Source organism: Candidatus Nomurabacteria bacterium, from assembly GCA_023898465.1.
Lineage (GTDB): Bacteria > Patescibacteriota > Patescibacteriia > HK-STAS-PATE-3 > HK-STAS-PATE-3 > HK-STAS-PATE-3.
Map to the genome: position 1 here is coordinate 107,829 of CP060223.1, position 22,841 is coordinate 130,669.

Annotated in this window: 21 protein-coding genes, 2 tRNA genes and 1 pseudogene; 16 read left to right on the forward strand and 8 right to left on the reverse strand. The window is 46.5% G+C overall.

Annotation, left to right across the window (positions count from 1 at the left end; genetic code table 11):
- Positions 1–3 precede the first annotated feature (3 nt).
- From H6760_00450 to H6760_00470, 5 genes are all read right to left on the reverse strand, one after another.
- Positions 4–393: a hypothetical protein gene (locus H6760_00450; protein USN53631.1), complete on the reverse strand. Its 390-nt coding sequence runs from the start codon at positions 391–393 to the stop codon at positions 4–6.
- A complete protein-coding gene (locus H6760_00455; GenBank protein ID USN53632.1) occupies positions 393–872 on the reverse strand; it encodes a flavodoxin family protein in 480 nt (159 codons plus the stop codon). The genes H6760_00450 and H6760_00455 overlap by 1 nt, the downstream gene beginning before the upstream one ends.
- 92 nt (positions 873–964) lie before the next feature.
- A tRNA-Asn gene (locus tag H6760_00460) sits at positions 965–1,039 on the reverse strand.
- 480 nt (positions 1,040–1,519) lie between these two features.
- Positions 1,520–2,752 (reverse strand): RNA polymerase sigma factor RpoD, encoded by a 1,233-nt coding sequence (rpoD, locus tag H6760_00465; protein ID USN53633.1) that lies wholly within the window; start codon positions 2,750–2,752, stop codon positions 1,520–1,522.
- 43 nt (positions 2,753–2,795) lie between these two features.
- Entirely contained in the window at positions 2,796–4,583 is a 1,788-nt protein-coding gene (locus tag H6760_00470) for a DNA primase (GenBank protein USN53634.1), read from the reverse strand.
- A 301-nt stretch (positions 4,584–4,884) separates the two neighbouring features.
- Between H6760_00470 and H6760_00475 the strand changes: the two genes are divergently transcribed.
- From H6760_00475 to H6760_00510, 8 genes are all read left to right on the forward strand, one after another.
- Positions 4,885–5,727 carry a DUF4430 domain-containing protein gene (locus tag H6760_00475; protein USN53635.1) on the forward strand — a complete coding sequence of 281 codons (843 nt, stop codon included), beginning with the start codon at positions 4,885–4,887 and terminating at the stop codon, positions 5,725–5,727.
- 45 nt (positions 5,728–5,772) lie between these two features.
- On the forward strand, positions 5,773–6,771 hold the full coding sequence (locus H6760_00480; GenBank protein USN53636.1) for a hypothetical protein: 999 nt from the start codon (positions 5,773–5,775) through the stop codon (positions 6,769–6,771).
- Positions 6,772–6,906: 135 nt separating this feature from the next.
- Positions 6,907–7,182 carry a co-chaperone GroES gene (locus H6760_00485; protein ID USN53637.1) on the forward strand — a complete coding sequence of 92 codons (276 nt, stop codon included), beginning with the start codon at positions 6,907–6,909 and terminating at the stop codon, positions 7,180–7,182.
- Positions 7,183–7,200: 18 nt separating this feature from the next.
- Positions 7,201–8,850, forward strand: a complete 1,650-nt coding sequence (gene groL / locus H6760_00490) for a chaperonin GroEL (protein ID USN53638.1) — start codon at positions 7,201–7,203, stop codon at positions 8,848–8,850.
- A gap of 108 nt (positions 8,851–8,958) precedes the next feature.
- Positions 8,959–9,438, forward strand: coding sequence for a hypothetical protein (locus H6760_00495; protein USN53639.1), 480 nt, complete (start codon positions 8,959–8,961; stop codon positions 9,436–9,438).
- Positions 9,425–9,712: a hypothetical protein gene (locus tag H6760_00500; protein USN53640.1), complete on the forward strand. Its 288-nt coding sequence runs from the start codon at positions 9,425–9,427 to the stop codon at positions 9,710–9,712. The genes H6760_00495 and H6760_00500 overlap by 14 nt, the downstream gene beginning before the upstream one ends.
- Positions 9,713–9,859: 147 nt before the next feature.
- Entirely contained in the window at positions 9,860–12,271 is a 2,412-nt protein-coding gene (ppsA, locus tag H6760_00505) for a phosphoenolpyruvate synthase (GenBank protein ID USN53641.1), read from the forward strand.
- A 5-nt stretch (positions 12,272–12,276) separates the two neighbouring features.
- Positions 12,277–12,981: a GNAT family N-acetyltransferase gene (locus tag H6760_00510; GenBank protein USN53642.1), complete on the forward strand. Its 705-nt coding sequence runs from the start codon at positions 12,277–12,279 to the stop codon at positions 12,979–12,981.
- Between the two features lie 3 nt (positions 12,982–12,984).
- Here the strand turns inward: H6760_00510 and H6760_00515 are convergent.
- Together H6760_00515 and H6760_00520 are read right to left on the reverse strand one after the other, a co-directional pair.
- Positions 12,985–13,074, reverse strand: a tRNA-Ser gene (locus tag H6760_00515).
- A gap of 5 nt (positions 13,075–13,079) precedes the next feature.
- Positions 13,080–13,336 (reverse strand): annotated as a pseudogene (locus tag H6760_00520) (GIY-YIG nuclease family protein).
- Positions 13,337–13,524: 188 nt separating this feature from the next.
- On the opposite strand from H6760_00520, the gene H6760_00525 reads away from it, so the two are divergent.
- From H6760_00525 to H6760_00535, 3 genes are read left to right on the forward strand one after another with little or no spacing between them, the layout of a single operon-like run.
- Positions 13,525–14,094, forward strand: a complete 570-nt coding sequence (locus tag H6760_00525; GenBank protein ID USN53643.1) for a hypothetical protein — start codon at positions 13,525–13,527, stop codon at positions 14,092–14,094.
- Complete coding sequence (locus tag H6760_00530) at positions 14,094–14,357, forward strand: TfoX/Sxy family DNA transformation protein (GenBank protein USN53644.1); 264 nt, start codon at positions 14,094–14,096, stop codon at positions 14,355–14,357. The genes H6760_00525 and H6760_00530 overlap by 1 nt, the downstream gene beginning before the upstream one ends.
- Positions 14,358–14,361: 4 nt before the next feature.
- On the forward strand, positions 14,362–15,567 hold the full coding sequence (locus tag H6760_00535) for a hypothetical protein (protein USN53645.1): 1,206 nt from the start codon (positions 14,362–14,364) through the stop codon (positions 15,565–15,567).
- Between the two features lie 130 nt (positions 15,568–15,697).
- Here the strand turns inward: H6760_00535 and H6760_00540 are convergent, their stop codons facing one another.
- Positions 15,698–16,762, reverse strand: a complete 1,065-nt coding sequence (locus H6760_00540) for a low temperature requirement protein A (protein ID USN54049.1) — start codon at positions 16,760–16,762, stop codon at positions 15,698–15,700.
- A gap of 217 nt (positions 16,763–16,979) precedes the next feature.
- On the opposite strand from H6760_00540, the gene H6760_00545 reads away from it, so the two are divergent.
- The 5 genes from H6760_00545 (at position 16,980) to H6760_00565 (ending at position 22,364) form a co-directional block, all read left to right on the forward strand.
- Positions 16,980–17,366 (forward strand): VOC family protein, encoded by a 387-nt coding sequence (locus tag H6760_00545; protein USN53646.1) that lies wholly within the window; start codon positions 16,980–16,982, stop codon positions 17,364–17,366.
- Position 17,367: 1 nt separating this feature from the next.
- Positions 17,368–17,946 carry an NUDIX domain-containing protein gene (locus H6760_00550; GenBank protein USN53647.1) on the forward strand — a complete coding sequence of 193 codons (579 nt, stop codon included), beginning with the start codon at positions 17,368–17,370 and terminating at the stop codon, positions 17,944–17,946.
- 1,045 nt (positions 17,947–18,991) lie between these two features.
- Positions 18,992–19,282 carry a hypothetical protein gene (locus H6760_00555; protein USN53648.1) on the forward strand — a complete coding sequence of 97 codons (291 nt, stop codon included), beginning with the start codon at positions 18,992–18,994 and terminating at the stop codon, positions 19,280–19,282.
- Positions 19,272–19,922: an MBL fold metallo-hydrolase gene (locus H6760_00560; GenBank protein USN53649.1), complete on the forward strand. Its 651-nt coding sequence runs from the start codon at positions 19,272–19,274 to the stop codon at positions 19,920–19,922. The genes H6760_00555 and H6760_00560 overlap by 11 nt, the downstream gene beginning before the upstream one ends.
- Positions 19,923–20,618: 696 nt before the next feature.
- Positions 20,619–22,364: an ABC transporter ATP-binding protein gene (locus H6760_00565; GenBank protein ID USN53650.1), complete on the forward strand. Its 1,746-nt coding sequence runs from the start codon at positions 20,619–20,621 to the stop codon at positions 22,362–22,364.
- Positions 22,365–22,841: the final 477 nt, after the last annotated feature.

Below are 22,841 nucleotides of genomic sequence, written 5' to 3' on the forward strand. Positions count from 1 at the left end.
GCATTAACTTAAGAAATCAAGGTAAATGCCAATAAGAATGGCCAGTGTTGAAGAGGTAAATATGACAATATAGTTCCAGCGTTCTTTCGATGAGCCAAGCGTTGTAAAGATATAACGCATTGCAGATCGCTCTTCCTCTGATAGGTTATCAAGTGATTGAATACGTTCAGCGAGCTTATATTCAGCAATGACACGCGCTCTTTTTTTCGCAACTTGGTAACGATGCAAAAAATAGAGCACAAAACCGACCGTACCAAAATACCAGACCACTTGCACCCAAACTGTTCCGATATTGTTCAGTACAATAATACTGCGATAGGCGATGGTGGCAAGTATGCCTATCCAAAAAAAGAGTAAGCGAAGTCCTGCCGAATGAGGTTTCAAGGTTTCCATTACTTGCTGTTTGCTTTATCTAGTACATGTGTAGCCCAGGCCTGTACACGCTGACGATTTTTATCCAAATCGTAGAAATAATGAAGCAGCCGAAGTGTTGCGCCTATCTTTTTTCCACCTACATCAGTAACCAATTTTTCGAGGTGGTCAGCAGCCGCGCAAGTTTCTTGATACGATTCGTCACCTAATCCGTAGACAGCAAAATTTTGCTTATGCAAGGAGACGCCATGAAGTTTTTCAACCAGTTCCCGCATATGTTGTTGCAGTTGACCTTCTAGACGTTTACCATCTTCAGTAATATGTTCCCAGGTACAGGAGCCTAGGAAAACAAAATCCGGCTGGCGAAGCTCCTCTGCTTGTACAGAATCGGCCCGGCGGATATGTACGGTGTGTCCAGCTTCTTGCCAGACTGATGCGATTTGTTTGGCCACGTCCAGCGTGCCGCCGGAATTCGTGCCATAGACAATGAAAACCTCCATATATATATAGTGTACGGTATTTTCTCGCATTCGGCTACTGTAGGATGTTGTAAAAAAGAAAAAGAACGGACACATAGCCCATTCTTTTTCTTTGGCTCCGGGGACAGGGATCGAACCTGCGACCAAGTGGTTAACAGCCACCTGCTCTACCACTGAGCTACCCCGGAATACACCCACTTGAACGAAGCCTAGTGTAGCGTGCTCAGCCTTTCTTGGCAACTATAGGCTTGAAAGAATAAGGCATTGACAAATGTATCATATATAGTATGATGGAATTGCTTGTTAGCTCTTTGCATCAACGAGACACGTTGTTCGGCAAAGCTGACATCTAGAAAAAGGAGTATGAGATGAGTGAAGGTAGCTCTGGGGGCGGACTCGCTTCTTTGTTGGGCCTTCTTTTCGGCGCTCTGATTTGGCAAGGACTTGCTGAGCGAACGCACGCGAAGGACAAGCCGCCGCCCGTTCAGAAGCCTGAACCTGCACCAGCCCCAGCACCGCGTCCAGTCATTCCGTTTCGGGAGCACAAGTAACCAAGGGGTAGGGAATGCGTGTCTTATCAAAGATCCGTCACAGGGATATGACGGATCTTTTCTTTTACACAAAACGGAGCCCGTGAGCTCCGCTTTGCCTTCGCCTGAGTATTGCGACTAGTAATCTTTGAGTTTACGCATGCCTTCATGTGACTGGATTTTTTCCAGTGCCTTAGCTTCAATCTGTCGGATACGCTCACGGGTCACGCCAAATTCCTGACCCACTTCCTCCAGGGTATGTGCGACACCGTCAGTTAGTCCGAAACGCATCTCCAGGATTTTTTGCTCGCGAGGTTGTAGCTCGCGAATGATTTGCTGCACGTGATCTTTCAGTAGTTGCATCGCTGCAACACGATCCGGCGAAACCGATTTCACATCTTCAATGAAATCGCCCAGGGTTGAGTCTTCGTCACCTTCACCCACGGAAGTTTCCAAGGAGACAGTGTCTTGGCTGATTTTGATGATTTGGTGAATTTTCTCAACCGGTTCACCCATTTCCGCGGCGATTTCTTCTGGCAGTGGTTCACGACCCAGATCTTGGATAAGCTGCCGTTCAATCTGCTGGAATTTATTAATCGTTTCAACCATGTGTACCGGGATGCGGATAGTTCTTGATTGATCAGCGAGAGCGCGAGTAATGGCTTGGCGAATCCACCAAGTAGCATAGGTAGAGAATTTATATCCTTTACGATAATCGAATTTCTCTACTGCGCGGAAGAGTCCAATGTTACCCTCCTGAATGAGGTCAAGCAGAGAAAGTGATCGACCAGTAAACTTCTTCGCAATGGACACGACGAGACGTAGGTTTGCTTCAACCAAGCGACGGTGCGCTTCTTGCTCACCTCGTTCTTTACGTTTTGCTAAAGCCACCTCTTCTTCAGTGGTTAACAAAGGCACCTTGCCGATTTCTCGAAGGTACATCTGGATAGAGTCGTTGGAGATATCACCCAGGTCGAAGTGTCGTTCCTCAGTGCTGAGGCCAATTTTTTCTCGAATGCTGGATTGATCGTCGTTGAGATTGAGAATGCTTTCTCCAGTTTCCACCACACTGATGCCTTGCATCTCGAAGCGATCAAGGAGCGTATCGTAGTAGTCCAGATACTCTTCTAATTCAGGTAGGGCAAAAAGAATCTCCGTTTCAGTTACAAAACCGCGAATACGTCCCTTGTGCACAAGCTGGTCTACTGCTGCAGCATCTGGTTCAATCGGCGCCTTAGCTTTTGCGCGTGGCTTCGTAGTGGTCTTTGCTTTGCCTGTAGTTTTTTTCTTTGCTACCGCTTTTGTGCTCTTTACTTTTTTTGTTTTTTTTACACTTTTGGTCGACTTCTTGGCAGGAGACTTTTTCTTCATACGTAAAAAGTTGCGCTAGAGAGTGAGAAATGAGAGCGATGTCTTATTCAGACAAGGCGTTGCGGCGAGCGCTTAGCTCACTAAATTGTTCGAGCAAGTGCTGTACCTGCTCCTGATTTTGCTCTGTCTCTGCCTGACGAAGGGCTGCTTGGACTGTTGCGATGGACTGCTCGATGCTTCGTTTGAGGAGGAAATGTGCGCAAGTGCGCAGCTCTTTTGAGAGCTCTCCAGTTTGGCGTCCATCAAAATATTGTGCAGCGAATAATTGAAGCTGCGGAATCTCAGAAGCGAGTTCCGGTGCTCGGCGTGTTATTTCGCGTTGCAAATCGTCAAGACTGACAGAGTGGTTACTAGTATACTGATCTCGTAGTATCTTGTAAAGGGTGTGATAGGGGGGGTGAAGCAGCTCAGCCTGGAAGTCCGCTGGCAGCGAGTCAAGGAATTCTAGCTGATGGATGAGTAGGGCGGCGAGAAGTTGACTGACCTGCCAATGGCGACCTTGGCGTGGTTGCGCTACTTGCGCGGGATTTACTGTGCTTGCTTTTGGTCGAGGCGTTTTTCCTTTTTGCATTTGTTCTCGTAGCAACTCCTCATTCACCTGGACGGCCTGCGCAAGTTTCGAGAGATAGTGACTCTGCTCAACGGGATTTGCCACCATGGTAAGTAAAGGAAGGAGATTTTTTACTGCCTTCTTTTTATCATCAACCTTTGTCAGATCAAGCGGGGCAAAAGTGCTGCGAAGCGCATAGTCGAGATAAGGCTCTGCTTTTGCCACTGCCTCGGGCCAAGCTTTTGGATCTTGTCGAATTAATTCATCCGGGTCTTTGCCGCTTGGTACGCTGATGACCTTAATGGTAAATTCTTGCTGCAAGGCTAGCTCAATACCGCGACGGGTAGCTGATTGTCCGGCCATGTCAGTATCAAAGCCGATGAGGAGAGTATCAGTGAAGCGTCGGATAAGCTTCAATTGATCAGTGGTAAGCGCTGTTCCACTAGCAGCGATCGCCTGCGTGACGCCAACGCGATGTGAGGCAATCACGTCCAGATAGCCTTCCACAACAATTGCATAACCAGCACTTCGGATTGACTGCTTCGCCAGATGCAGGCCATAGAGCACTGTGCTTTTGTTATACACGTCGCTTTGCGGGGAGTTCACATACTTTGCCGCATCCTCAGGTGCTGGCGGCATTACGCGACCACCAAAGCCAATCACATTGCCGTGCACATCAGCAATTGGAAACATGAGTCGGTTGCGGAAGCGGTCATAATAGCGAGCGCTACCTTCTTTTTGCTGGAGTAGGCCAGCTCGGGCCATGTCGAGGTCCTTGATATTTTTTTTGGCTAAAGCGTTTTTTACATTTTCCCAGCCCTCTGGCGCAAAGCCGATTTGGAAGTTTTCAATGTCCTCGCTCGTAATACTCCTCTGCTCTATATACTGCCGCGCCGAGGCTGCTTCTTTCGCCCGCAGGAGGACTTGGTGATAAAAACGAGACGCAGTAGCCAGGATATCCAGCAGGTGCGTTCGTTGATCTTGCAGTTTGGGGTCAAAGCGAGGAATCTCGACATTGGCCTTCTTTGCCAGCAGGCGGAGTGTCTCAGGGAAGTCCATACCTTCCATCTCTTGGATAAAGGTAAAGAGATCACCACCTTTACCACAGCCAAAGCAGTGCCAGATGCCATTTGCTCGATCCACCATAAAGGAAGGTGTCTTTTCATGGTGAATAGGACACAGAGCCTTATGATACTTCCCGGATGGTTTGAGCGTGACGTACTCGCCAATCAGCTCAACCAGGTCCAGACGCTGCTTAATTTCATCGGTGACTTGGGCCATACCTGCATTCTGTCTTAGCTGAGCAAAAAGAACAAGTCAAGCTTCCTTGACAGCAGGGTGATGCTACAGTAGGCTCTGAATACGCACATTAGTATCTCACTTCATAGATGAGGAACTCCGGTGAAAATCCGGGGCACTGCCGGTACGGTATCCTACCTTCGCTAAAGCTATGGTGGGGAGCCCGATACTCAGCTATGTTGTTTCAATCGTTCTTCCTCCGAGCAGAGGACAAGGCGTGCAAGTGCACTGTGCGTTATGACTTCTGCTCGAAACAGAAGTTTTATTCTTATCTCAAAAAAGTATGCGAGTATTTCAGGTATTCTTGTTTGTCCTCATGATGAGTTTCAGTTTGCCCGTAGTGGCGCAGACGAGCGCTCCTCAAGTAAATGTAAGAGTTGAATCCGCGGATTCCACCTTGTTCAATAGTTCGGTGCTGGTCGACGCCTGTACGGTGACTGATACCAGTGGAGATGTGCATGAGTATGCTGCTGGCGCAGGAGTTTGTGCAATGGTGGCAGCGGCCGATCAAGCGGGAATCAGCTACAGTTTTCAAAATTTTGATTTTGGTCTTTTGTTGGCTGCGGTGAATGGTGTAGATAATGGAACTGATGAAAACTGGATCTATTGGGTGAATGATAAGGCGGCAACAGTTGGGATGACAGACTATGTATTGCAAGAAGGTGATGAGTTTCTATTAGCGTACGTGCCCTGGACTGCCTCACCACTTCGCTTAACGCTTGAAGAAAGTGCAACACAGGCAGGTGAAGCTATCGCGCGGGTGACTGCGTATTCGATTGATGATGATGCTTTTCTCCCAGTCGATGGAGCAAAGGTGAAGGTAGGAGAAGTCGAGGGTGTAAGCAACGCAGCTGGTGAAGTAACCCTGCGAGCAAGTGCAGCTGGTCGCTATATGGTGCAAGCGGAAAAAGAAGGATATGTCCGCAGCACTATGCAAGATTTTCATCCAGAGGATGTTGCGACAGATGCCGAATCTGATGAAGAAGGTGTAGTGGTGCTCAGCTCAGCCGATGCTACGGCCTCAGAGTCTGATCAATTCTCTACTACGCAAAGAACCGTGCTTTGGTTAGCCGGAATCGGCGTCCTACTTGCCTTTAGTATTGGCTTTTTCCGTCGAAACGGATAAGGGTTTGGTCAGGGCAGTATCAACTTGATATACTGATACTGCCCTATGACCACCTTATCAAAAAACGAACAGGGGATACTCGCCACCTTGGCATATTTTGATGTATTTGATTATCCTTTGCGTGAAGAGGAAATACTGCGCTGGTTTTACGTCACCTCTCCAAGCGAGCATTGGGAAAAGTCGACCGTCCAAGAAACCCTACGACACAGTCAGGCTTTGTCCGAGTATATTGAGCAGCGTGAGGGTTGGTATACCTTAAAACATCGAGGTCAGCTCATTGAACGTCGAGTTCAGCGAAGGAGGATAAGTATGCGAAAATGGCGAATCGCTCGTTTTGCTACTCGCTTGCTTCGGGTTATTCCTTTTATTCGCATGGTGGCGGTTTGCAACACGCTGGCTTTAAATAATGCCAGAGAAGAGAGTGACATTGATTTTTTCATTATTGCGCGTCAGGGTCGTATGTGGACCATGCGTTTCCTCACAACGACCCTGCTTGATTTTGCTCGCATACGGCGCAAGGGCGCGGCGATTAAGGATAAAATTTGTCTGAGTTTCTATGTAACTGACGCGGCTATGAATTTGGAGCCTTTGCGTTTGCAGCCGGTTGACCCGCACTTTGTGTATTGGGCTGATCAGTTTGTCCTGTTGTATGACACTGCCGCAGTGTTTCAGGACTACCAGCAGGCGAATGTCTGGGGCAAGCAATATTTGCCCTTTGCCTTTTCTCAGTCTTCCCAGCCACAGATACGAGATACCTTATTGACCAGCATGATGAAGCAAAGCGCGGAGTGGATTTTAGGTGGGCGTATTGGCGATTGGTTTGAGAAGTTCTTCCGTCGCATTCAGCTGCGCAAGATGGATCGGAATGTGCATAGCCGAGCATGGGAGAATGACAGTCAGGTGATTATCTCTGACAACATCCTCAAATTTCATGAGCAAGATCGACGCGAAGAATATCGCCGTCTTTTTGAAGGCCGCTTATGGGAAATTTTGCGCAAGCCACGACCCGTAGTAGGGGAAGAGCATAGACCGCCTTTGGAGTGAGTTTTCAATTATCTCTTAACTTGACAGGGATTTTGCTTTTTCTTATACTGCGAACGCAGTATTTAGCACTCTATAAATTTGAGTGCTAATTTACTCCCTTAGATACTTATCTCATTAGTAATACCGTAATCTACTATGCAATTACGTCCTCTCGGAGATCGGATTGTAGTGAAGCCTTCCACCGAGGAAGAAGTCACTAAGTCCGGTATTGTCTTACCTGACACTGTTGAAAAAGAAAAAAAGGAGCAAGGTGAAATCGTTGCCATTGGCAGCGGTGAAAAAATTCAAAAGCTCGGCCTCAAAGTTGGTGATATGGTCGTCTTTGGTAAATATGCCGGAGATGAATTCGAGCATGAAGATGTCGAATACAAAATCCTCAAGGAAGAGGATGTCTTAGCCGTACTAGAATAAGGAAGAAAGGAATATTTTATGGCAAAGCAAATTCAATTTGATGAAGCAGCGCGCAATTCTCTGAAGCGCGGAGTCGATAAGTTAGCCAACGCCGTCCGAGTGACCCTCGGGCCACGCGGTCGCAACGTTGTACTCGATAAAGGCTTTGGTTCACCAACCATTACGAATGATGGCGTGACCATTGCAAAAGAGATTGAGCTAGAAGATAAGTTTGAAAACCTTGGCGCACAGCTGGTACAAGAAGTAGCCACAAAGACAAATGATGTCGCTGGTGACGGTACTACGACCGCCACTGTCTTAGCGCAAGGAATTGTCGGCGAAGGTTTAAAAAATGTAGCTGCTGGTGCCAGCCCAATGAGTCTGCGTAACGGACTTGAGCGTGGTGTGGCCGCTGTTGTTGAAGAACTAAAGAAGCTTTCGCAGCCGGTAAAGACCACTGAAGAAATTGCTCAGGTAGCTTCAATTTCTGCTGGTGATAAAGAGGTTGGTCAGCTGATTGCTGATGTGATGGATAAGGTTGGCAAGGACGGCGTGATCACTGTTGAAGAATCCCAAACCTTTGGCCTTTCTAAGGAATTAGTCGAAGGTATGCAGTTTGATAAGGGCTATGTGTCTCACTACATGGTAACAAATGCCGAACGCATGGAGGCAGTATATGAGGATGCGCACATCCTTATCACGGATAAGAAAATTTCTGCCTTGAATGAAATCCTCCCTCTCCTTGAGAAGCTTGCCCAAATGGGTAAGAAGGAATTAGTTATCATTGCTGATGATGTGGATGGTGAAGCATTAGCCACCTTTGTGCTAAACAAATTGCGTGGTACCTTCTCCGTGCTCGGTATCAAAGCTCCTGGCTTTGGTGATCGCCGTAAAGAAATGCTGGAAGATATTGCCGTACTGACTGGCGGTAAGGTAATTACCGAAGAAGTAGGCTTGAAGCTGGAATCAGCCGATCCAAGCATGCTTGGTCAAGCTCGCAAGGTAATTGCTACCAAAGAAAACACCACCATCGTGGAAGGTAAGGGCGATCAGTCACAAATTGATCATCGCGTCAGCCAAATCCGATCGGCTATTGAAAAAGCTGACTCCGACTTTGATAAAGAGAAGCTGCAAGAACGTTTAGCGAAACTCTCTGGTGGTGTAGGTCTCATCAAGGTTGGCGCCGCGACTGAGACAGAAATGAAAGAGCGCAAATTCAAGATTGAGGACGCCCTGAATGCTACCAAGGCTGCTATTGAAGAAGGTATTGTGCCAGGCGGCGGCGTTGCCTTATTGCGCGCCAGTCAAGCACTTGAAAAAGTGCAGAGCGATTCTACTGAAGAGATGATTGGTATACAGATTCTCCGCCGTGCTCTCGAAGTGCCTCTCCGCTTAATTGCTGAGAACTCAGGTGCTGATGGCTCTGTGGTTGTTGATGCCGTGAAGCGTCACGAAGGCCACTACGGCTACAATGCGCTTACCGGTGAATATGAAGACCTGGTGAAGGCTGGTGTACTTGATCCAACCAAGGTTACTCGCACAGCCTTGCAAAACGCCGCTTCAATTGCCGCACTCTTCATCATGACCGAAGCAGTCGTTACTGACCTACCTGATAAGAAGGATGATGAAGCTGCCGCCGCTGGTATGGGCGGGGGTATGCCGGGTATGGGCGGTATGATGGGAATGTAATTTTGCTCTGACGAATTGAATAGACATAGGCGAGGATGATCATCCTCGCCTATGTTGTATTTACTCCTTCAAGCACTTCACGCTATACTGCAAGTGAAGCGGGGAAGTATGGAACAAGCAACATCACAAAATACATCCGAGCAAGAAGTCTACGTAGCTGGTCTACGTTTGAGTGATTATTGGCGTATGGCTAGATGGCCAGTAGCCGCCGCAACGCTTGTGAACGCGGCGCTTCTCGCTGCCCAGCAGCCCTGGCCTTATCTCTGGGGAATAAATGTCCTAAGCTTTCTAGGTTTAGCCTATTGGCTGCAGCTAAAAAAGCGTCTTACTTTTGGCAGCGCCAGTGCGATGGGAATTGTCGCTGGTCTCAGTTTAGGTTTCTTTGTTGCGATATTCCGCTTAGTGATTGAGCGACACGCCTACCTCTTCTTCAATCTGATTACCGAGCCGCTACTCACCGCGGCTGGCGGCTTTCTTTTTTCTACGCTACTCTATAGTCTCTTACATCGGAAGCCAAAAAAACCGGCCACCGATGTCAAAATGCGAAAGGAGGTGAAAACGAATGAGCGAACCAATGACCAAGAATAATAATGACGACCGACTGCTTGCTTTAGCTTCGTATGTTTGGATACTCAGCGTGTTGATCTTATTGTTGAAGAAGGACAGTGACTTTGTACGTTTTCATGCGCGACAGGGTTTTGTTCTCTTTATTATCTCAGTAATCTGCTCCATCTTGGCAATTTTCTGGTGGGTGAATCTTATTGTCGCCGTGATGGCGTTAATAGGTATGTACAAGGCCTACCAAGGCGAGAAATGGAAAATGCCTTTAGTTGGCATGTTAGCAGAAAAAATAAATTTCTAACCCAAGCTTTATCAAGGCAATCAGCGTCCTTATCGATTCTCTGTGTGCGTAGAATCGTTCGGGGCGCTTTGGGTTTGACTCCGTTGTTGCTCAAGCGATTTTCGCGTATACTAAGCATGTTTCTACTATTGAGATTATTAGGGGACTATGGCACAACGCGCAAAAGAACACATCCTTTGGTTCAACCAGGTAAGTAATAAGGACGTAGGATTAGTTGGAGGCAAGAATGCAAGCTTGGGTGAAATGTATCGTCGTTTAACCAAGAAGGGCGTGTATGTGCCAAATGGCTTCGCTATCACGGCTGAGGCCTACCAGCATTTTATTACCAAGGGCGGCATTAAGAAGGAAATTCGCCGCATTTTAAAGACCCTCAATACGCGAGATACTCGTAACTTGATGGCGCACGGTGAAAAAGTGCGTGCACTGTTACTAAAGACTCCAATGCCAGCTGACCTGGAGGAGGAGATTAAGCTAGCCTATGACAAGCTTTCGAAGGAGTTTGGGACGGCTAACGTGGATGTCGCCGTCCGTTCGTCGGCAACAGCTGAGGATTTGCCTGATGCTTCTTTCGCTGGCCAACAAGAGACCTATTTGAATATTCGAGGTCATGAGGCTTTACTCGATGCCTGCCGCAAAGGTTTTGCCTCACTCTTCACTAACCGTGCAATTTCTTATCGCGAAGATAAGGGCTTTGATCACTTCAAAATCTCCCTTTCCCTTGGCGTGCAAAAGATGGTCCGATCTGACTTGTCATCCTCTGGTGTGATGTTCTCGATTGATACCGAGTCTGGTTTCCGCGATGCTGTATTGGTCAGCGGTTCCTACGGTCTAGGTGAAAACATTGTCCAGGGCGCTGTGACGCCAGATGAGTGGTATGTATTTAAGCCAACCCTAGCTCAAGGCTATCAGGCGATTATCTCCCGCAAGTTGGGCGATAAGAAGATTAAAATGATCTACACAAAGGATTTGAAAAATCCAACTAAGAATGTTCCTGTTCCAACGGTAGATCGTCCAAAATATTGTTTAACAGATAAAGAAGTCACGCAGTTGGCAAAGTGGGCCGTGCTCATTGAAAAGCACTATAAGAAGCCAATGGATATGGAGTGGGCTAAGGATGGTCAGACTGGTCAGCTCTATATTGTGCAGGCTCGACCGGAAACGGTTATGAGTCAGCGTGATACCAGCGTGCTTGAGGAATACAGCATTGGCAAGCGTGGCCGTGTCCTAAGCGAAGGTACGAGCGTCGGCAGTAAGATCGGCGTGGGTAAAGTACGAGTCATTAAGGATGTTTCCCAAATTCACAGCTTCAAAGCCGGCGAGGTTTTGGTAACGCGCATGACAGATCCGGACTGGGAACCAATTATGAAAATCGCCAGCGCGATTGTTACTGAAGAGGGTGGACGCACTTCGCACGCGGCAATTGTTTCTCGTGAGTTAGGTTTACCAGCTGTGGTTGGTACAGGAAACGCCACCAAGAAGCTGAAGACCGGCCAAATGGTCACGATAAGCTGTGCGGAAGGTGAGCGTGGATATATTTACGCTGGCAAGCTTCCTTTCACGGTGAATACAACCAATTTGAAGAATCTCAAAAAGCCAAAGACCAAGATACAAATTATCTTTGGTACGCCGGAATTCGCCTTCCAGACCTCGCAGATTCCAAACGATGGCGTGGGGTTGGCTCGTGAAGAAGTAATCACTGCTTCACACATTCAGGTCCACCCGCTTGCTTTGATTCACTTTGCGAAATTGAAGGACCAAGAGGCAAAGAAGAAAATTGAAGCGCTGACCGTAGGCTACGACAACAAGAAGCAATACTACGTTGATACTTTGGCGCAAGGTATTGCCATGATTGCGGCAGCCTTTTATCCCAAAGAAGTTATTCTACGTTTGGCTGACTTCCGATCAAACGAATATGCTGAGTTAATCGGTGGGCATGAATTTGAGCCGGAGGAGCGTAACCCGATGATTGGTTGGCGCGGCGCTTCCCGCTACTATGATCCAAAATACCGACCAGCCTTTGATCTGGAGTGTAAGGCAATTAAAAAAGTGCGTGATGAGATGGGTCTGAAAAACCTCAAGATCATGGTGCCGTTCTGCCGTACCGTAGAAGAGGGTAAAAAGGTTATCGCTATTTTGAAGGAGAATGGCCTGGTCCAGCACAAAGATGGTTTGGAAATCTTCGTCATGTGTGAAATTCCTTCCAACGTTGTTTTAGCTGATAAGTTTGCTGATATCTTTGATGGCTTCTCCATTGGTTCGAACGACCTGACGCAGTTAACTCTAGGACTCGACCGTGACTCCGCCCTGATTGCGCACGTGGGGAATGAAAACAACGAGGCAGTGCATCGACTCCTCGCTCAGGTGATTGAAGTAGCGAAGCGCCGTAAGAAAAAGATCGGTATTTGCGGACAAGGTCCATCAGACTATCCGCAGCTAGCTCGCTTCCTGGTTGAGCAAGGTATTGATGCGCTCTCGATTAACCCTGATACGGTTTTGAAGACCATGGTTGATATAACAAAGTTTGAGAAGCGCAAACGCGGGAAGCGCCGTAAGAAGTAAGGGTTATGCCAACTCAATCTGAACATATTCATGAGCGATACGGGGATGACTCGTATCGCTCAGTGGAATTACGAAACCCGGAAGAACTTCGAGAGTTTGCATTAGCATTTCGTCAGTACTACGGTAAGTCTATAGCGGATGTGACACAGGAAGAGAAAGAGGTAGATGCTTTGACTGAGCGTTTACTTGAGCAGCAAAAGGATTCGGCGGCGAGTGTGCGTTTCTATGGTATGCGATACGGCACGAAGTTGGTTGCTACTGGACGCTTAAAAGTGAGCACTGATCCAAGTACTGGAGAGCGAGTTGCTTTACTTTCGCATTTGTCAGTTGATCCAGATCATCGTGGCAAAAAAATAAGCACTCGATTAAGTGTTGAACGTATTGCAGAAGCGCAGCACCTAGGGGCAAGTCGTATCCTGGCTCATGTAGCGCAGCATAATGTTGCCTCACTAAGCTTGAAGCTGCGTGAAGGATTTCAGGTGACCGGATTTGTCTATTATGATGCAGCGAAGCAGCACGGTCGTTTTGAGCTATCGCAAAACCTTCCCAGCAATAAGGCCGGCTCAGTTTCATTTGAACAACGTGAAGTGTTGCTGAGCGACACAAAAACGCTTGATGAGCTATTACACTCGGACTGGGTGGGGATTGCGCTTAGGGGCACTAGAGAGGAACCAAGCCTGGAGATTCGCAAACATCTCTCTTCCCAATAGATATGGCGGAGAGGGGGAGATTCGAACTCCCGAAGGGCTTTCACCCTTACTTGCTTTCCAAGCAAGCGCACTAGGCCACTATGCGACCTCTCCACGAATTATTTTTTTCTTATCGTGCCGTTCAGTAAGGCGTGAAATTGCACACCGCCTTTGTATTTCTTTATTCTTAACTCTGCTTTTCGTGCCTCGCTCCTTGTTCCATACTTTTCCGCATATATTATTTCCAGGGAACTCCAGACTTCGTTGATCGAACACGAGACGCATTGTGCTCAATTATTCTTGTGGATATATTTTCACAATGGCCTATATAATACCTTCCTGTTTTTTCGCTTTGTAGAATATATGTTATAAACATACATTTTGCTTTCTGCCGCGGAGCGGCATCCCGCCCCGCGGGACAAGCAAGCGCACTAGGCCACTATGCGACCTCTCCAGGTTGCGTGATTTGTAACGGGACAATCCTAGCGAAAAATTACCTATTTGGCAAGGCGAAAATACAGAGTAAAATTCGACAAACAGGTCCCGCTCGGCTAGGATATGGATATGCGCGTAGAAGCAAGTCCAGAAACCCAGGTAGTAAAAAAGAAAAAAGGGAGCTGGCGGAAACTCGTCCTTTCGCTCTTTGTGTTGACCGCTCTAGTAGTAATCGTGCAGCAAGCTTTTGACACTTCCACATCCTCAAGCGAAACAGACACTCAGGAGCAAAACGTCTTAGGTGAGAGTACGAGTCAACCCGAAAATACTGTTCGAGTACGTTTGAGTGAGGAAGAATTGAATAACCGTTTACAAGAACAGATTGGACAGAGTAGTCAGGGAAATACTTTAGCTGATGCACATATAGAGATCCAAGACAGCCTCGGCATTTTACGTATGCGCTGGGAGGGAGGACAAACTCTCGAAGCGCAAATTGTGGTAGGTGATTCTCAAAAGGAATTAGTTGTACGTAATGCGAGAGTTGAGGGTGCCGGAATTCTCAATAGCGTTTTTGAAACGCTGGCCAAAAGTACGATTGATCAAGCATTGAAGATTATTACCAATAAGCAGGGAGATCGATTGGTTTCTCTGGCGATGGTGGATGGTGCACTTCACGCGTATTATCGCTTAGCACAATAATGCCTCGCACATTGCCGAAGGACGTGTTGCTAGAAATCCCCGGTGTAGGAAAAAGTATTGCAAAGGATTTACACGAATTAAACATCCATAAGGTAGAAGATTTGCGCCGGCAAAACCCGGAACAACTTTATGAAAACCTGCAGCGTCAGCAAGGAGCGCCAATTGATCGTTGTATACTCTATGTATTTCGTTGTGCAGTGTATTACGCGAGTCATACTCGTCACGATGTAGAAAAATTGAAATGGTGGAATTGGAAAGATTAAAAATATGTGGAAGCATTCATTTATAGTTATCCTTACCTGCCTCTTCTTCCTTTTCGGTGTAGGTTTTGCAATACAAACTTCTACCTTTAACGCCCCAGATGAGCGAGGGCATTATTTATATGTGCAATACGTGCATGAGACCGGGTTATTGCCGGTGCTCTCGGCTGATTCACCAAATAAGGAGGCGCATCAACCACCCTTGTACTATTGGCTGAGTCAGCCAGTCTTTTCTTTGACCCAGCATTGGTCAGAGCGGGCGCAGGTACTAGCACTTCGTTTTTGGTCGCTTATACTCAGTAGTGGTGTGGTCTTGCTGACCTATGCGGCAATTCGCCGACTCCTCCCAACCCGTCGACTCCTTGCCTACCTCGCCACGGTTTTTGTGGCCCTAAATCCTCAGTTTCTTTTCATGAGCAGCGTGATTAATAATGATGCGCTCACAAATCTTCTGGGTGCAGCATGGGTCTTTGCCATTGTTTTTCTTTTTACGCGACAAAGTGTTTTATTAAAAAAATCTACCAATGTTTGGATGGTGCTTTTAGCTGCGGCAATGTTTCTCACAAAAGCATCACTCTGGCCATTAGTCGCGCTTCTTGGTCTTGTGCATTTTTTCCGAGTGCCCATCTCAGAGCGTAAACGTGTAGCGTTGTATTGGATACCCGCCCTTCTGATTATGCTTTGGTGGCTGACTCGAAATACTCTTATCTACGGTGATCCGACGGTACATCAAGTGCAGCATGATTTGTGGTATGCTGAGCAGCATCGAAATTTTCTTAGCCCTTCAGGTGTATGGCAGTGGCTAGTTACCCTGGTTGAAAGTTTTTGGGCGAGATTTGCCTATTTTAATATTGCCCTGCCTGGGATTTTTTATCTTTTTATCAAGCTAGGTCTCATGATGGGGGCGATTGGTTTTCTGCGCTACACCTTCCAGCATTGGAGTGAAAAATGGCAGCCTCGAATGCAAGCGATCTGGATACTTTGTTTGGGCGCGCTGAGTGTTTTTGTCGGTGTGTTCTGGTATAGCTTGAGTTTTTATCAGCCACAAGGGCGTTATCTCTTTGCTGTCCTGCCCGTTTTTAGTGCGCTGCTTAGTCTGGGTCTCCTGGTATGGTTGCCAAAAAAACTTCAATGGTTAGTATTTGCTCTTATCGTTGTTGCTCTCGTCCTGGCTGATGTGAAGAGCTATGCATTGCTCAGTAAGTACGGATAAACTTCGAAACCTCAATACCGAAATACTAAGCAAATTCTAAATAAGAACTTCAAAATACGCCAAATTACTTTGGGAAGCATGTTTAGATATAGTTTTTGTTTCGAGATTCGAACTTAGAATTTAGGAATTATTATTCGCATTCCGGATCGTCGTAGCGATGTACGATTCCATGAATAACTTGTCCCAGCATGAGTAGGCTAAGTGCGAGAAGGAAGAAAGTGGCACCAAGTCGTGGAGCAAAAGTTCCTACGAGGATAATAAGCAGTGCGCCACCAAAGCGAATGCCGCGATCGCTTTTTTTATGCTCAACATCGTGTTGGTCAGGCACCAGAGTCAGCTCTAGTAAGCCATTAAAGAGGAGAGTAATAGCTGCTCCGCCACAGAGGAGCCATATGATTTCGCTGCGCAGGAGATTAGCCCCATTTGCAATGATGGCTAACATGGCAGCTCCAATTGCGCCAGTGCCGATATGCAAGGGCAAATGTCCATAGCCCCAAGCTGCCTTAACCCATTCGTTCTGTCTCACTCGGCGTACCGGTATGGTATTGAAGTAGAGCCACCATAATCCAAATGCGAGTAACATTCCTAGACCGCCAATGAGGAGAGAGTGAGTAGTCATAACAGGAAGGTCAGCAATTTTTTCTGCTGTTGCGATAATGGTCTCACCTAGGACAATAATCACTAATAAACCAAAACGTTCAGGTAGATGAGAGTTGCTGAAGCGTGGAAGCTTGCTTTGCTCTCCAAAGGTAAGCGCTGGAGTAAACAGGTCGATAGCGAGTCCAAGTCCTCGTAATATAAGTTGGAGTGGGGCTGGGACAAAGAGTGAAATGGTCCACAGGATAACTGAGGTGCTGAAGCCAATGGAATAGATACCGGTAGTTTTTCGGATTTCTGGATTATGATATCCGCCCCGTATCCAAAGGAAGATGAGTACAAGTCGGGCAAGAATATATGAGACCCCGAAGCCAAATGCGGTACTATCGAGTCCATCGCGTGCAAATATTGCCAATCCAGCGATCGGCAGCATCATCAGGAAGGTCAGGAGCTTGTGACTCACATCGTCTGTCTCAAAGCGATCGTTGTAGAGCGTGTGTCCAATCCAAACCCACCAGATTGGGATAAAGAGTAAAACAAAGCGAAGTACGCCGCTCCAGTCTGGCTGGTCAGCGAGAGCATGGATAAGCTCTCTGATTGCCGCAACAAAAACAAGGTCAAAAAATAGCTCTAATCACGTTGCTCGACGCTCTTGATTTTCATCTTCATCACGCCGTAAAACCGGATGTTGCCACCAGTGTTTGTGAGGATTCCATTCGTGTCCCGTATGCATTGCGCGCCGATTGTAGCACATATTTTTAAGCTTGTCATGGCTGGCCTGAGCGATAAAAATGTGTTAAAGTTGTGATGAAAATATGCCACGAGTCATTCATTTTGAAATTCATGCCAGTGATCCAGAACGAGCTGCGCAGTTTTATGCACGCGTTTTTGATTGGGATATACAGAAGTGGGATGGTCCAGAAGAGTACTGGCTAGTAAACACCGGTGCAGATACGCAAGCCGGTATCAATGGCGCAATTTTTAGGCGTCAGGGTGAATTAAGCCAGCATGATGCGGTGATCGCCTTTGTGTGTACTATTGATGTGCCGAATGTTGATGCGTATATAGAGAAAGTGAAGCAACATGGTGGACATGTCGAATTGCAAAAAATGGCCGTGCCCGGAGTGGGCTGGATGGCATATTGCAAAGACACCGAAGGAAATATTTTTGGGATGATGCAAGCTGACCCGGAGGCAGTTTAAGATGCAACACGAACTACTCGATATTATCAATGAAGAGGACGAGGTAATAGGCCAAGCAACTCGGCAAGAGTTGTATGATAAGGGCCTTACTTGTCGCATCGTGCATGTGTTTGTGCAAAATAGCCAAGGCCAGTTTGCCATTCAGAAACGCAGTGAAGTGGTGAGCTTTCTCCCGGGCCACTGGAGCTCCTCGGCCAGTGGACATGTCAAAAAAGGCGAGTCATATGACGAAGCGGCTGCACGTGAACTGCAAGAAGAGTTAGGCATTGAAGCACCTTTAGAAAATGCCTTAACAACTTGGTACACCGTGCCAGACCGAAATATCCGCCGTCGTATTGGCGTTTACCTTGCTAAGCACGAGGGACCTTTTGAGCTTGAGGCAATTGAAGTGGCTGAAGTTGTTTGGCATGAGCCTGAAGAAGTCTTAGCAATGGCCAAGAAAGGCGAGCCATTCCAACCGGAATTGGCAATTAGGAAATCATATTCACCCTATCGAAAGAGTATCTGGTCATTACATTGCTTTATTGCTCGTAATTGTCAGAAGGCAGGCGAACCACAATTGGACGGGGGAGAAAAATAGAAGACCAGCTTATTACTTTTGAAGACTTCTCGCGTGTAATGATTATGTTTACTGAGCGCGAGACTTGTTCCAGGTTTTACCAGATGCGACTGGATCCACAGAAGAAGAAAGAATTCTATAAGATTCTTTTAATACCTAAAATGGAAGAATCCGGAAATATTAAAATATTCGGCATGGATTGGCTGAAATTTGCACGATCTTTTAATTTTCACTTGCAGGGGCTGGGTGTGATGTTATTTTACAATCAAAAACTCATAAAGATAAACGATTGAATATTGATTTTTATCTCCATCAATTCTTTTTAACATTAAACATTCATTAGAGTTGTTTGTAAAAATGACAATGGAGATATTAGATCAAAAAGTTAAAAGACAACACAATACATTAAGCAATTTAATAATAGTCGAAGGTGTTATAAGGAAGTTGGATAATATCGTTTGTAGATATTTGGCTTCAAAGCAGACTAAGTAAATCAAAAGGTAAGTATGATACGTATTATCTAGACACATGGAGGAACGGATGGAGGGAAATTCGAGTGATGGTGGAGTACTACAGCAATTTAAACTTTTGAAAGATCGTGGACTTTCTCAAAAATTATTAAAAGATACTGAGAACACCTTATTTCGATATCCTGATTCCAGCATGATAAAGAAGTTGAAGTATAATGAGGTTTTTGCAAAAATTAATATTCTTGACGTTAAAAACTTTAAGAAAGACGTTAATAATTCCGGAACACTATTTACAGATCTTTTTCTCATACTTTTATTTTTTCGATACGAGATAGTCGAAGGTGTTGATTAGAGAGTTATTATATAAATATGTATGCAACATGAACTACTCGATATTATCAACGAAAGGACGAAATGTCAGGCCAAACAACTCGGCAAGAGTTGTATGATAAGGAGCCTTACTTGTCGTATCGTGCATGTGTTTGTGCAAAATAGCCAAGGCCAGTTTGCCATTCAGAAACGCAGTGAAGTGGTGAGAGCTTTCTCCCGGGCCACTGGAGCTCCTCGGCCAGTGGACAGTCAAAAAGGCGAGTCATATGACGATGCGGCTGCACGTGGAGTGCAAGAAAGAGCTAGGCATTGAAGCACCTTTAGAAAATGCCTTAACAACTTGGTACACCGTGCCAGATCGAGATATTCGTCGTCGTATTGGTGTTTATCTTGCCAAGCACGAGGGACCATTTGAGCTTGAGGCAATTGAAGTGGCCGAAGTTGTTTGGCATAAGCCCGAAGAAGTCTTAGCAATGGCTAAGAAAGGTGAGCCATTCCAACCAGAATTTCTCGACATGTTTAAGCTTGTTATTGAGAGGGACACCAATGAAAATTAAAAAGTATCTTCATTCCTGTCTCCTCATTGAAGAAAATGGAAAGCGCTTGTTGATTGATCCGGGCAAGTTTTCTTTTGGAGATGAGGGGATAAAAGCTGAAGAAGTAGGTGCAGTGGATGCAATACTAATCACGCACGAACATCAGGATCATTACTTTCCCGAAGCACTACGCGCTTTTAAAAACCTAGGCGATTGCGAGATTATCACCCATGCAGCAATTGGTAAGCTGCTTGATGAGGAAGGAATCGCTCATACACTTCTACAGGATGGTGAAGAAAGGGAGGTGGTTGGTTTTCATGTAAAGGGCTTTGCACGAAGTCACGGTCCTCTACCTTTACCTGTGCCAGACAACTTTGCATATCTTATTAATAGTAGATTATTGCATCCAGGTGATTCCTATGAGGCAAGTGATATTAGCTGCGAAGTGCTCGCCTTACCAGTCGTCGCGCCCTGGGCCAAGCTGACCGAAACAGTGGAATATGCAAAAGCGGTTGGCGCAAAAACAGTTATTCCAATTCACGACGCCTTTCTCAAAGACTTTATGCGTCACGGCGTGTACTACAATGTAGCAAAGATGAAGCTTGAGGAGCAGCATATTGCTTTTCAGGTTTTAGAAAGCGGCGACGAATTCGAGATCTAAAATGAGTTAAAAAGACGGCAGTTGAGACAAGCCCAACTGCCGCGTGGACGCCTTCTCTGTGTTTCAGAGATGGTGTGGACCTGTTTGGTCCAACTCGACTGTAGTACAGTTGAGGGGATTTGTATAGCGGCATTTTTATTAGAAAAAGTCCCATACCACACTGGAATGTAAGGTATCTTTTTAAGCGGGACAGGAAACGCTGACATTTTTGCTTGACGACTTCCTTCTTAAGGAGTATGTAAAGAAGGCTAGTTTTTTGTTCTTTGCATTTCAGAGTAACAGGAGGTTGGGGATGCATATATGTGGGGTACGTCCGGCAGCTCAAGTTGTGAGAGAGGCTCCTGGAGCACGAGTGCCTGTTGGTCGGAGCGTTTACTACTATTCTCAGCTGAAAGTAGCGGCGCTTTCCTTGGATCCAGGTGCTATGGTCAAGGTTGGTGATGTGATCGAATTCGAGGCGAGCAGGAGACGAAGGTTGTGTATTGTGGTTGGAGAAATGGAGGTCAACGGAAGACGTGTCGAGGAAGTTTCAGGCCCTTGCGAGGTCGGTGTCCAGGTCGGAAGGTGGATTCGCTGGGGTCAGCATCCGATTTACCGTATCGATGCTCCCTCCGCATGAAGCGCGTACGAGCCGTCAGCATTTTGTTGGCGGCTTTTTCATTGACTAAGCTTAGGGAAAACTGCTAGCGTGCACATATGGAAATTTTCTTTCGTGCCCTCAAACAATACAAAAAGATTGCTATTAGCGCGCTTGTGCTTGCAGCTATTAATCAGGTTTTTTCCTTACTTGATCCCCAGATATTCAGAATCCTAGTTGATCGCTATGCCAGTCGACCAGAGGAATATAGTTCACCTGACTTTTTCCGAGGAGCTTTCCTGTGGGCGCTCGGCATTATCGGCGTTGCGTTTATTTCTCTAGTCGCGAGAAGCTTCCAGGATTATTACGTCAATGTTATTAGTCAGAGAGTAAGTACCAATCTTTACGCACAGAGTGTAGGATATGCCTTTGCATTGCCTTTTGCCGTGTTTGAGGACCAGCGTTCCGGTGAGCTGCTTCAAAAGATGCAGAAGGCAAAGACCGACATTGAAAAGGTGATTCGTAGTTTTGTAAATGTGGTTTTCTTGTCAGTCATCGGAATGCTCTTTGTACTTGTCTATGCCTTTTTTGTGCATTGGCTGGTTGGTTTGGTCTATACGCTCATTATTCCGACGATTGCTTTCTCTGTGTTAACGCTTAGTCGTCGTATTAAGAAGGCGCAGTCAGCTATTGTGACAGAGACCGCCGCATTATCTGGGTCCACCACGGAAACATTGCGCAATGTTGAGTTAGTAAAGAGCTTGGGATTGGAAGAGCAAGAAGTGAGTCGATTGAATCAAGTGAATGATCGCATTCTTGATTTGGAGCTTAAAAAAGTGCGCCTCGTCCGAGCGCTGAGTTTTGTGCAAGGCACTTTATTGAATGCTTTACGATCCGGACTCATCCTGCTTATGCTTTGGCTTATCTACCAAGGCAACATTTCCATTGGCGAATTTCTAAGTTTATTTATTTATTCCTTCTTTGTATTTCAACCGTTGACTGAGCTTGGCACTGTTATAACTGATTTCCAAGAAGCTCGGGCCAGCAGTGAAAAGCTGCAGGAGATTCTAGCCATGCCCGAGGCGCCTAAGCCCGAGCAGCCGGTTTCACTGAATGCGCTGCAGTCAATTATTTTTGACAATGTAGTATTTCAATATCAATCTAATAGCGTGAGTTCAGTCGAGCATATTCACGCGGAGGTTCACTCGGGTGAAACCATTGCTTTTGTCGGTCCGTCTGGCTCGGGTAAGACGACGCTCATGAAATTAGTCTTGGGTTTATACCAACCAAGCCAAGGACAACTTCGTTATAATGATATACCCGGATCGGCTATTCAGATTGATGAGCTGCGGAAGAAAATTGGTTTTGTCGGGCAGGAGACGCAACTTTTTGCCGGGACCATCCGTGAGAATTTGCAGTTTGTCCAGCCCGAGGCTGATGAGGTTACGTGTTTGGAGGCGCTTAAAAAAGCCGCGGCCATGAATATTATTGAGCGAGGCAAGCAAGGGCTAGACACAAAGATCGGCGAAGGTGGTTTGAAACTTTCCGGTGGCGAGCGTCAACGTCTAGCCATTGCACGGGCACTGTTGCGTAATCCAGAGCTCCTCATTTTTGATGAAGCTACCAGCAGCCTTGATTCCCTGACTGAAAAAGAAATCACCCAGACTATCCAGGAGCTCGGAAAAGAAAATAATCAGCGCATGACTTTATTGATTGCGCATCGACTCTCAACAGTTGCTCACGCTGATCGCATTTATGTTTTAGAGAAGGGGAAGATTGTTGAGCAGGGTAAGCATGAGGAATTGGTCCAAGCTGGCGGATTGTATGCAGCGTTGTGGCGTCAGCAAAGCGGCGCGACTGAATAAGCTTGCCTCACTATAGGTATCTTGCTAGGCTCTAGATACCGTTCTTTCGTATTGAGTGATGATCAGCTCAGATTCTGGCTTTCTTCCCCGAGCCGTTCAGAGTCAGCTTATCATTACTCATACCGCGCAGTCTCAACTTGCACCTCCTCATGCGGCTCCCGCCCATGTCGCAAGAACCAGACTGCGCGGTTTTTTCATACACCAAAGAAGAAGAGGCGGCTGAATCTAGGAGATCCAGCCGCCGAGAGAAGCTCGCACAGATCTGCGCGAGCGCCATTGTTCCCCGTACGTAGGGGAGTTAGGCGCTATTGCAGAACCGACGAGCCAGTTTCGGGATCTTCATCGTGCGTCTCCTTGTGGATTGCATCGAGTCTTGTCCCTCGCTTTTGTTCAGAGAACGCAAGCGGTAGTGCCTAAGGTACACTGCATAAAAGTAGGTGTCAAGTGTGGGTGTGTTTCTTGACTACACCTCTTTTT